This is a genomic window from Kitasatospora sp. NPDC059803 (assembly GCF_042732255.1).
Classification (GTDB): domain Bacteria; phylum Actinomycetota; class Actinomycetes; order Streptomycetales; family Streptomycetaceae; genus Kitasatospora.
On sequence record NZ_JBHWIJ010000262.1, the window covers coordinates 1,912 to 12,082 of the forward strand.

A 10,171-nucleotide genomic window follows, 5' to 3' on the forward strand; every position below is an offset into this window, starting at 1 on the left:
GGGTTGTGGGGGGGGGGGGGTGGGGGGGGGGGGGGGGGGCGGCGCGGGGGCCCGGCGCGGGGCGGTTCGGGGTGGTCCCCCGCCGCCGGGGGGGGGGCGGCGTCGTCGGGCTGCGCCTGGGCGGGTGCCGCGGTGAAGCCGGCCGCCGCGAGGGCGAGCGCGGCGACGCCGGTGAGCGCCGCCCGTCCGGCGAGACGGAACGTGGGGGTTCGGCCCATGTGAGGGTTGCCTCTCTCATGCCGACCGCCCGGGCACCGGTGGGTGACGGGTGGTCGCGAAGGACAGGGAGAGGCCGGAGGCGGTGGAACGCCTGGATGACCCGCCGCACAACGGATCACCGGGGGGAAACAGGCCCGCCTCGGCCGCCGAGAAGCAAAGCAGCCGCCGGAGAACGGGGTCAACGAGCCTGACGGTAAAGTGAGTTGCCTTGATTCCCGCGTAATGGAAAAGCCCCCAGACGGAGGGGGTGGCGGTTCGGGTTCCCCAGGTCCGCACACTGTATGCGGGTTTTCGTTAACCGTATGAACGGCCTTGGCCGAAAAGGGATTTGATGGTGAGAAACAGGTAAGACATTAGCCGCCGGGCAGAGGCGCGCGCAAGCGCGAGCTTCCGACGCGCGGAGGCCGCCCCCCTTGTACATGGGGGCGGCCTCCGGCATCACCAGGGGGGGCCGGCGAAACGTCAGTGTTCTTTGGTGAAGCCGGTTCAGGCCGTGAGTGCGGCGTTGCGCAGCCGGGCGGCGGAGCGGGCCAGGAGGAACGCCGCGAGCAGGGCGGGGCAGAAGCCCACCACGCAGGCGGCGAGGACGGCGGTCGCGGTCAGGCCGAACGGGGACACGACGGCGGCGGCGATGCCGGCCAGCGGAGTGACCAGGACGGGGGAGAGCAGCAGCAGGGCTGCCAGCCGCTTCTCCCGGCGGCTCCACTGCGTGGACCGCCACACCCTGCTCGCGGCGATGACGGCGGCGGCCAGTGCGAGCGGGGGCCCGATGGCCGGGACGAACGACAGCGGAACCGGCAGCACCGCGAAGACCAGGGTGCGGGCGGTGCGGCCGCGGCTCTCCGGCTCCGGTCGGGTGCCGCCCTCCTCGTCGAGCGCGGCGTCGGCGATCCGCCGGGGGCTGCCCAGCTGCTCCAGGACCCGCCGGACGGCGGCCTCGTCGGCGGGGTCGCACTCGGCGAGCGAGACCTCGATGTGCTCGCGCAGGTCCGCGAGCAGTTCGCGGCGGCGAGGCTCGGGCAGCGGAGCGGTGTACCGGGCGACCGCGGCCAGGTGGGCGCGGACCAGGGGGTGCTCGATGGGGTTGTTCACGGGTTCTCTCCCGGGGCCAGGACGTGGTCGACGGTTTCGCGGAAGGCGGGCCACAGCGTGGCGAACTCCTCCAGTGCGCTGCGGCCGGTGTCGGTGAGGGTGTAGTACCGGCGGGACGGGCCGCTGGCCGAGTCGCGCAGGAAGGTGTCGGCGAGGCCGGCCCGGCGCAGCCGGGACAGCAGGGGGTAGATGGTGCCCTGGCTGGTCGCCAGCATCGGGAACCGGCCGAGCTCCTGCAGCAGCTCCACCCCGTACCGGGGGCCGTCCCGCAGCAGCGCCAGGACGCAGTACTCCAGTACGCCCTTGCGCAGTTGCGTCGCCACCGGCCCGTCGGCCGCGCCGGCGTCGCCGTCGTGGTGTGTGATGCCAGGTACCATGCGATGCAAGATAGCATGCGACGCCAGGTAGTGGGCGGTCCGGACGAGGGCCACGGGAGCGACCTCACCCGGACGGCGGGGTGGCAGCCGGACCGCCGCACGCCCCTCCACCGGCCCTTCCGGCGGGCGCAGTCGCACCACCGCCCCTAGGGTCTGTGGTGCGTTGACCGTGCCGAGCGCCGGGGCGTACGCCGCCCCGCTGTCCGCCGGGGCGCGCCCGGCAACCCGAGAGGTGGACCGCTCCATGCACACCGTCGTCCGCGGCGCCGGCGCTTTCGGCCTGGCCGCGCTGCTGCTCGCCTGTGCCGCCGGCTGCCAGGGCGACGCCCGCTCCGCCGTCGAGCCCGCGCCGACCTCCCCGGCCGGCTCGCCCGGCTCACCCGCCGCGTCCGCGACCGGACTCGCGGCCCAGCAGCTCGACTGGCAGGCCTGCCCGGCCCCCAGCCCCGCGCAGGGCAGCGGCACCGCGCCCGCCGGTGACTGGCAGTGCGCCACCCTCAAGGCGCCGCTGGACCACGGCAAGCCGGACGGCGAGACCATCGACCTGGCCATGATCCGGAGCCGGGCGAAGGACGAGAAGCACCGGATCGGCTCGCTGCTGTTCAACTTCGGTGGCCCCGGCGCCTCCGGCGTCGCCACGCTGCCCGCCCTCGCCGCCGACTACGCCTCCCTCAACGCCCGCTACGACCTGGTGAGTTTCGACCCCCGCGGGGTCGGCGCCAGCGCCGGGGTGAGCTGCCTGGACGACAAGGCGATGGACGTCAGCCTGGCAATCGACAACACCCCCGGGACCCCCGACGCGGTGAAGGCGCTGGACACCAGCAACGCGCAGTTCACCGCCGCCTGCGAGCACAACTCCGGTCCGGTGCTGCCCTACGTGGACACCGAGAGTGCCGCCCGCGACCTCGACCTGATGCGGCAGGTGCTCGGCGACCAGAAGCTCTTCTACTTCGGCATCAGCTACGGCACCCAGCTCGGCGGCGTCTATGCGCACCTGTTCCCGCAGGAGGTCGGCCGGATCGTCCTGGACTCGGTCGTCGACCCGACGAAGGACCCGCAGCAGTCCGCGCTCGGCCAGGCCAAGGGCTTCCAGCTCGCCTTCGACAACTTCATGAAGGCCTGCGCCGCCGAGGAGGCCGCCGTCTGCCCGACGGGTGCCGGCGGCGTCGAGGGCACGGCGGCGGTCACGGCGCTGCTGCAGAAGCTGGAGCAGTCCCCGCTGCCCACCACCAGCGGGCGGCAGCTCACCGAGACCCTGGCCGTCACCGGCATCGCCGCCGCCCTGTACAGCGAGGAGACCTGGCCCGTCCTGGCCGCCGGGCTCACCGAGGCGATGCAGCAGGGCACCGGCAACACACTGCTCCAGCTCTCCGACGCGATGTTCGGGCGCGACCCGCAGGGGCGCTACACCAACCTGAGCGCCGCCAACCGGGCGATCAACTGCGTGGACGCCCGGCAGCGCTACTCCGACCAGGACGTCGAACAGCAGCTGCCGCAGTTCCGCGACGCCTCCCCGGTGTTCGGCCCCTACTCCGCCTGGGGCCTGACGAGCTGCACCGGCTGGCCGGTGCCGGGCAAGGCCGACCACCCGGACGTCTCGGCCGCCGGCGCGGCCCCGATCGTGGTGGTCGGCACCACCGGCGACCCGGCCACCCCGGTCGAGGGCGCCCACGCGATGGCGCAGCAGCTCGGCCCGGGCGTCGGCGTCAACGTCACCCTCCAGGGCGAGGGCCACGGCGGCTACAACACCGGCGACCCGTGCCTGAAGCAGGCCGTGGACACCTACCTGCTGGACGGCACCGTGCCGGCCGACGGGAAGACCTGCAGCTGAGAAGTGGCCCACCGCAATGGTGATCGATTGGCCCTGGAAAGCGGTCCACTCGGCGTCTAGGCTCTTCACCGTGACCACCAAAGTCGAGTTCTACTTCGATCCGATCTGCCCGTTCGCCTGGATCACCTCCCGGTGGATCCGTGAGGTCGAGCGCCACCGCGAGCTCGACCTCACCTTCCGGGTGATGAGCCTGTCCGTCCTCAACGAGGGCCGCACCGACCTGCCCGAGCGCTACCAGCGCCTGATGACCACCGGCTGGGGCCCCGTCCGGGTCTGCATCGCCGCCGCCGAACAGCACGGCGAGCACGTGCTGCGCGACCTGTACACCGAACTCGGCACCCGCCTGCACGACCAGGACCGGCCCGCCGACGACGCCGTCATCCGGGAGGCCCTGGTCGCGGCCGGACTGCCGGAGGAGCTCGCCGCCGCGGCCGACAGCACGGCGTACGACGTCGCGCTGCGCAAGAGCCACCACGAGGGCATGGACCCGGTCGGCGAGGAGGTCGGCACGCCGACCATCCACGTCGACGGCGTCGCCTTCTTCGGCCCGGTGCTGAGCGCCATCCCGCGCGGCGAGGACGCCGTCCGGGTCTTCGACGGGGTGCGGCTGCTGGCCGGCTACCCGAACTTCTTCGAGCTCAAGCGGACCCGGACCGGCTCGCTCGACTTCTCCTGACGGCGCCGCCGGCCCCCGCGCCGGGGCCGGCCGGTTCGTCCTGGACCTCCCGTCCGGGCCCTTCTCGCCCCACCATGGAGGGGGAAGGCCCGGCGGCGGAGAGGTGGTGGGCGCGGATGATCACCCGAATCCGGCTGCGCGCCGCCCGCCACCCCGCGACCCCGCCGCCCCCGGGCGGGGGCCCAGAGCGGCCCCGCACCCCCGGCGGCCCGCCGCCGCCCAAGCCGCCCCCGCCCGCGATGCGCCGCTGGCTGCTGCCCGTCGCCGTCCTGGTGACCCTGCTGCTGCTCATCCTGTTCTCGCGCTCCGGCTCGACCGGCGCCAACTACGGCTACACCGACTTCCTCAACCGGGTCGGCGCCGGCCAGGTGCAGACCGTGGACATCACCGACACCGGCGGGGTCACCGGCACCCTCAAGGACGGCACGCACTTCACCAGCCAGATCCCGACCGCCCTGGACACCTCCCAGCTCAGCGGCGAGCTGGCCGGCCAGCACGTCGACATCACCGCCAGCCACAGCGGCGGCAGCTCGATCTGGTCGACGCTGCTGCTGTTCCTGCCGCTGCTGCTCTTCGGCGGGCTGTTCCTCTGGTCCGGCCGGATGGCCGCCCGCTCGCTCGGCGGCGGCCTGAGCGCCATCGGCCGCTCCCGCGCCAAGATCATCGAGGCCGAGCGGCCCGCCACCCGCTTCGCCGACGTCGCCGGGTACGAGGGCGTCAAGCAGGAGGTCAGCGAGGTGGTCGACTTCCTGCGCAGCCCCGAACGCTACGCCGCCGCCGGCGCCAAGGGCCCGCGCGGGGTGATCATGGTCGGCCCGCCCGGCACCGGGAAGACCCTGCTCGCCCGGGCCGTCGCCGGAGAGGCCGAAGTGCCCTTCCTCTCCGTGACCGGCTCCGGCTTCGTCGAGATGTTCGTCGGCGTCGGCGCCTCCCGCGTCCGCGACCTCTTCGACGAGGCCCGCAAACGCGCGCCGTCCATCATCTTCATCGACGAGATCGACGCCGTCGGCGGCCGCCGCGCGGGCGGCACCCGGCTCGGCGGCAACGACGAACGCGAACAGACCCTCAACCAGCTGCTCTCCGAGATGGACGGCTTCGACCCGACCACCGGCATCGTCGTCATCGCCGCCACCAACCGCCCGGACGCCCTCGACCCGGCCCTGCTGCGCCCCGGCCGGTTCGACCGCCAGGTCACCGTCCCGCTGCCCAACCAGGCGGAACGGGCCGCGATCCTCGCCGTCCACGTCCGCGGCAAGACCCTCGCCCCCGATGCCGACCTGAACCGCATCGCCCGCGGCACACCCGGCTTCTCCGGCGCCGACCTCGCCAACCTGGTCAACGAGGCCGCCATCAACGCCGTCCGCGCCGACCGCGCCACCCTCACCGCCGACGACCTCGACACCGCCCGCGACCGCGTCCTGCTCGGCCGCCGGGACTCCTCCAACGCGCTGCTGCCCGAGGAGCGCCACGCCGTCGCCGTCCACGAGTCCGGGCACGCCCTGACCGCCGCGCTGTGCGAACACGCCGACCCCGTCGCCAAGGTGACCATCCTCCCGGCCGGCGTCTCCCTCGGCGCGACCGAACAACTCCCCGAAGCGGAACGCCACCTGTACACCGAGGGCTACCTGATCGACCTGATCACCGTCCAGCTCGGCGGGCGGGCGGCCGAGCTGGTGGTCTTCGGGGAGGGCTCCACCGGCGCCGCCAACGACCTCGCCCACGCCACCGGTGTCGCCACCCGGATGGTCCGCGAATTCGGCCTCTCCCCGGAACTCGGTCCGGTCGGCTACTCCAGCGGCTCCCCGAACTACCTCGGCGACGGCCCCGAGGACCTGTTCCGCCGCCCGTACTCCGAGCAGACCCAGCGTGCCGTCGACGAGGCGGTGGCCCGCCTGCTGCGCCGCGCCGAACGCCGCGCCGTCGACCTGCTCCGCGAACACCGCCACCACCTCGACGAACTGGCCGCTCTGCTGGTCGCCCAGGAGACCGTCGACGGCGCCGTCGTCCTCGACATCCTGCGGCACCCCGCGTAGGCGCTCGCCCCGGCCTGCCGCAGCACCGCCACCACCTCGTCGAACGCGCGGAACCCGCTGGTAGCGTCCAGGGCGGGCACCCACCGTGTCACCTTCACCCGGGAGTCGATATGACCGAACCCCTGTCCGCCGACCTCCAGCGGGAGATCGCCCGCACCCTGCGGGTGGCCCCCGTCCCCAGCCCCGAGCAGGAGGCCGAGCGCCGGGCCGACTTCCTCGCCGACCAGCTCCGGGCGGCCGGCGCCCGCACGCTGGTGCTCGGCATCAGCGGCGGCGTCGACTCCACCACCGCCGGGCGGCTCTGCCAGCTCGCCGTCGACCGGCTGCGCGCCGCCGGACACCAGGCCGAGTTCTGCGCCATGCGGCTGCCCTACGGCACCCAGGCGGACGAGGTGGACGCCCGCCGCGCACTCGACTTCATCCGGCCGGACCGGACCCTGACCGTCGACATCAGGCCCGCGACCGACGCAGCCCTCGACGCGCTGACGTCCGCCGGCCTCACCTTCGCCGACCGCTCCCACGAGGACTTCGTCCGCGGCAACGTCAAGGCCCGCCAGCGGATGGTGGCCCAGTACGCGGTCGCGGGCGCCACCGGCGGCCTGGTCGTCGGCACCGACCACGCCGCCGAGGCGGCCGTCGGCTTCTTCACCAAGTACGGTGACGGCGCCGCAGACGTGATGCCGCTGGACGGGCTGACGAAGCGTCAGGTCCGCTCCCTGGCCGAGGCCTTGGGGGCCCCGGCGGACCTCGTCCACAAGACCCCCACCGCCGACCTGGAGACCCTCGCCCCCGGCCGCCCCGACGAGGACGCCCTCGGCGTCCCCTACGAGGCCCTGGACGACTTCCTGGAGGAGCGGCCGGTGAGCGAGGAGGTCTTCCGTACCGTCCTCGGCCACTACCGCCGCACCGAGCACAAGCGCCGCCCGCCCGTCACCCCGGCGTAGCAGCCGAACCGGCCTGACGGTGCGCGGTGCGCGCACCGTCGGAGCGGCGGGCCCTACTGCGCCGCGATCCAGTCCGTGACCAGCGTGTCCAGCACTCCCAGCGGCAGGCTGCCGTGCCCGATCAGCTCGTGGTGGAACTCCCGGATGTCGAACCGGCCGCCCAGCGCCGCCTGGGCGCGCTCGCGGTGCCGGACGATCTCCCGGCGGCCGATCAGGTACGCGGTCGCCTGGCCCGGCCAGGCCAGGTAGCGGTCGATCTCGTTGCGGACGTTGGCCTCGGTGGTGGCCGTGTTGTCCCGCATGAAGGCGATCGCCCGCTCCCGGGACCAGCCGTAGTGGTGCAGCCCGGTGTCCACGACCAGGCGCACGGCCCGCAGCGCGTCGAGCGACAGCATGCCGAAGCGGGAGAGGTCCGAGCTGTACAGCCCCATCTCGTCCGCGAGCCGCTCGGTGTACAGGCCCCAGCCCTCGACGTGGGCGGTCAGCTGGCCGCTCGGCCGGCGCCGGAACTCCGGCAGGTGGTGCAGCGTCTGGGCGACGGCGATCTGCAGGTGGTGCCCGGGCACGCTCTCGTGGAAGGCGATCGCCTCGTACTCGTACCTGAACCTGGTCTGCGGGCGCAGCGTGTTGATCCAGTGGGTGCCGGGCAGGCCGCCCGGGCCCGGCGGCTGGTAGTAGGCCAGCGGCCCGGTCTCCGCCTCGATCGGGTCGATCTCCCGGGTCACGCAGTCGGCGATCGGGTAGGCCCGGAAGTAGTCGGCCGAGGCGCGGCGGGCGCGCTCCAGCGCCTCGTCGACCAGGGCGATGATCTCCTCGGCGCTGCCGAAGCGCAGCGCGCGGTCCTCCCGCAGCGCGGCCAGCACGGCGTCGGGGTCGGTGATGCCGAGCACCCTGCCGCCCAGCTCGGCGAACTCCTCGCGCAGCCCCGCCAGGGTGTCCAGGCCGATCCGGTGGACCTCCTCCGGGGTGAGCCCGGGCCGGGTGTAGCGGGTGACGGCGTCGGCGTAGCCCTCGGTGCCGCCGGGCACGTGGCAGACCCCGGCCCGGTCGTCCGGCCGGGCGTCCGCGGCCAGCCGCTGGGCCAGGCCGGCCCGGTAGCGGGCCACGGCCGGGCGCACGCCGTCGCGGACGATCACCCGGCCCCGGTCGAACTCCGGGCGGCCCTGCAGCGCGCGCAGCAGCTGGTCGTCGTCCGGGTTGGCGACCAGGTAGGCGTCGAGCTGGTCGAGGGCGGCGTCGACGCCGCTGCGCAGCGGCGTGCGGCCCTCGGCGGCGGCGTCCAGGTGGAGCTGCAGGGCGGCGTCGAAGTAGCCCGGCAGGCCGGCCAGCCGCTCCAGGTAGGCGTCGGCGCCCTCCTGGTCGACGGAGGTCATGGCGAGCGAGGTGAAGGCCTCGTTCTGCGGTGCGGTGATGGTCGCCGAGATGCTGAAGTCGCCCAGTCCGTGGGTGATCCGGCCGGTGCCGTTGTCGATCAGCCGCCCGAGCACGCGGTGGGTGACCAGGTCCTCGCCGGCCAGCGCGTCCACCGGGATCGCGGCCAGTCGCGCCCCGAAGCCCGCCAGCGCGTCCCGGTGGCGCAGCGCGGCCGCGCGGGACGGGTCGGGCACCTCGTGGGCGTAGCCCTCGACCCCGCTCAGCGTCGCGTCGAACGGGGCGTGGGCGTTCTCGGCGGCGAAGTACTCCTCGGCCAGGGCGGCGAGTGCGGTGGGGGCGGCGAGTGCGGTGGGTTCGTCGTGGTGCGGCTGGTCGGTCATGGGCGCTCCCCGGTCCGGTGTGGTCAGAGTGACGAGGGTTGCCTGGGCGCCCCGGTGGCGCCGATTATTCGGAGTCGGTGGCGGCGCGGTCAATACGCGGCGCGGGGAAAGGGGTTCTCCCCGGCGCCCGGTGGCGCCGCCGCCGACGCCCCGTCAGCGGTAGCCCTCCGGCGCGGCCGGCTTGCCCGCGTCCTGCACCTCGACCAGGTAGCGCCAGCAGTCCGGCCGGCTGCCGTCGCGGTCGGTGAAGCCGTACTCCAGGGACAGCTGCCCGCTGGACACCGACCCGCCGTTCCAGCGGGAGACCTCGGGGTCGGTGGCGAGGGCGGCGACCGCCCGGCCGACGAAGTACGGGCTCTCGGAGATGCCGAAGTGCGGCTCCCGGGCCAGGGCGTCGCGCCAGTTCTCCTCGGTGACGCCGAAGTGCTCCAGCATGATCTCCGAGCGCATCCAGCCGGGGGTGAGCGCCAGGGCGGTGGCGCCGCGCGGGCCCAGCTCGTGGCCGAGCGCGAAGGCCATCCGCAGCACGGAGGCCTTGGCGAGGTCGTAGAAGAACGAGTTCCGGTAGGTGTCGCGGTTGTACTCGGCGGTTCCGTCGGTCATCTCGACGACCAGGCCGCCCGGGCGGCGCAGCAGCAGCGGGAGGGCGTGGTGGCTGGTGACGGCGTGCGTCTCCACCGCGAGGCGGAGCAGCCGCAGGCCGTCGTCCAGGTCGTGCTCCCAGACCGGGACGTTCCAGCCGAACAGGTTCTCGCCGCCCCAGATGTCGTTGACCAGGACGTCCAGCCGGCCCTGCTCGGCGTCGATCCGTTGCACCAGGGCGGCCACCTGGGACGGGACCAGGTGGTCGGTCGGCACCGCGATGCCCCGGCCGCCGGCCGCGGTGACCAAGTCCGCGGTGTCCTCGATGGTCTCCGGCCGGCCGTACTCCGAGCGCTGCTCGCGGGTGCTTCGCCCGGTGACGTACACCGTCGCCCCGGCGGCGCCCAGCTCCACCGCGATGCCCCGCCCGGCGCCCCGGGTCGCCCCCGCGACCAGGGCGATCCGACCGTCCAGCGCCCCTGCTGCCCGTGCCGCCCCTGCTGCCTGTGCCATCCGCAAGCTCCCTGTCCGCATGTCCGCCGACGACTGTGGGGGGGGGGGGCGGGGGCGCCGGCGGGCGCCCCCCCGCGGCGGGGGGGGGTGTGTGTGGGCGGGCGGCGGGGGCGCGCGCGCGGGGCGGGGCGCGCGCGCGCGCGCGCTCGG

The 10,171-nt window shown here is 74.4% G+C and carries 8 protein-coding genes; 4 read left to right on the forward strand and 4 right to left on the reverse strand.

Going from position 1 to position 10,171, the window contains the following annotated elements; all coding sequences use genetic code 11:
- Positions 1–705: 705 nt before the first annotated feature.
- Positions 706–1,311 (reverse strand): HAAS signaling domain-containing protein, encoded by a 606-nt coding sequence (locus ACFV6I_RS30870; RefSeq protein WP_380428835.1) that lies wholly within the window; start codon positions 1,309–1,311, stop codon positions 706–708.
- The gene (locus ACFV6I_RS30875) at positions 1,308–1,688 is read right to left on the reverse strand and encodes a PadR family transcriptional regulator (RefSeq protein ID WP_063351622.1); all 381 of its coding nucleotides are present in this window, start codon (positions 1,686–1,688) and stop codon (positions 1,308–1,310) included. The genes ACFV6I_RS30870 and ACFV6I_RS30875 overlap by 4 nt, the downstream gene beginning before the upstream one ends.
- A 244-nt stretch (positions 1,689–1,932) precedes the next feature.
- Between ACFV6I_RS30875 and ACFV6I_RS30880 the strand changes: the two genes are divergently transcribed.
- The 4 genes from ACFV6I_RS30880 to nadE all read left to right on the forward strand — a co-directional run bounded on the left by ACFV6I_RS30880 (position 1,933) and on the right by nadE (position 7,172).
- On the forward strand, positions 1,933–3,519 hold the full coding sequence (locus ACFV6I_RS30880; protein ID WP_380428846.1) for an alpha/beta hydrolase: 1,587 nt from the start codon (positions 1,933–1,935) through the stop codon (positions 3,517–3,519).
- Between the two features lie 16 nt (positions 3,520–3,535).
- Complete coding sequence (locus ACFV6I_RS30885) at positions 3,536–4,195, forward strand: DsbA family protein (protein ID WP_380428837.1); 660 nt, start codon at positions 3,536–3,538, stop codon at positions 4,193–4,195.
- A 116-nt stretch (positions 4,196–4,311) separates the two neighbouring features.
- Complete coding sequence (ftsH, locus tag ACFV6I_RS30890) at positions 4,312–6,228, forward strand: ATP-dependent zinc metalloprotease FtsH (protein WP_063350386.1); 1,917 nt, start codon at positions 4,312–4,314, stop codon at positions 6,226–6,228.
- A 110-nt stretch (positions 6,229–6,338) separates the two neighbouring features.
- The gene (gene nadE / locus ACFV6I_RS30895; protein WP_380428839.1) at positions 6,339–7,172 is read left to right on the forward strand and encodes an ammonia-dependent NAD(+) synthetase; all 834 of its coding nucleotides are present in this window, start codon (positions 6,339–6,341) and stop codon (positions 7,170–7,172) included.
- Between the two features lie 53 nt (positions 7,173–7,225).
- Here the strand turns inward: nadE and ACFV6I_RS30900 are convergent, their stop codons facing one another.
- The gene (locus ACFV6I_RS30900) at positions 7,226–8,926 is read right to left on the reverse strand and encodes a DUF885 domain-containing protein (protein ID WP_380428841.1); all 1,701 of its coding nucleotides are present in this window, start codon (positions 8,924–8,926) and stop codon (positions 7,226–7,228) included.
- A gap of 153 nt (positions 8,927–9,079) precedes the next feature.
- Positions 9,080–10,021 carry an SDR family oxidoreductase gene (locus ACFV6I_RS30905; protein WP_380428843.1) on the reverse strand — a complete coding sequence of 314 codons (942 nt, stop codon included), beginning with the start codon at positions 10,019–10,021 and terminating at the stop codon, positions 9,080–9,082.
- Positions 10,022–10,171 lie beyond the last annotated feature (150 nt).

Bases quoted from the DNA above. Each gene is read 5' to 3' on its own strand.
- ACFV6I_RS30880 (WP_380428846.1), top strand. From the start codon at position 1,933: ATGCACACCGTCGTCCGCGGCGCCGGCGCTTTCGGCCTGGCCGCGCTG.
- ftsH (WP_063350386.1), top strand. From the start codon at position 4,312: ATGATCACCCGAATCCGGCTGCGCGCCGCCCGCCACCCCGCGACCCCG.
- ACFV6I_RS30900 (WP_380428841.1), bottom strand. From the start codon at position 8,926: ATGACCGACCAGCCGCACCACGACGAACCCACCGCACTCGCCGCCCCC.
- ACFV6I_RS30905 (WP_380428843.1), bottom strand. From the start codon at position 10,021: ATGGCACAGGCAGCAGGGGCGGCACGGGCAGCAGGGGCGCTGGACGGT.
- ACFV6I_RS30885 (WP_380428837.1), top strand. From the start codon at position 3,536: ATGGTGATCGATTGGCCCTGGAAAGCGGTCCACTCGGCGTCTAGGCTC.
- ACFV6I_RS30875 (WP_063351622.1), bottom strand. From the start codon at position 1,688: ATGGTACCTGGCATCACACACCACGACGGCGACGCCGGCGCGGCCGAC.
- nadE (WP_380428839.1), top strand. From the start codon at position 6,339: ATGACCGAACCCCTGTCCGCCGACCTCCAGCGGGAGATCGCCCGCACC.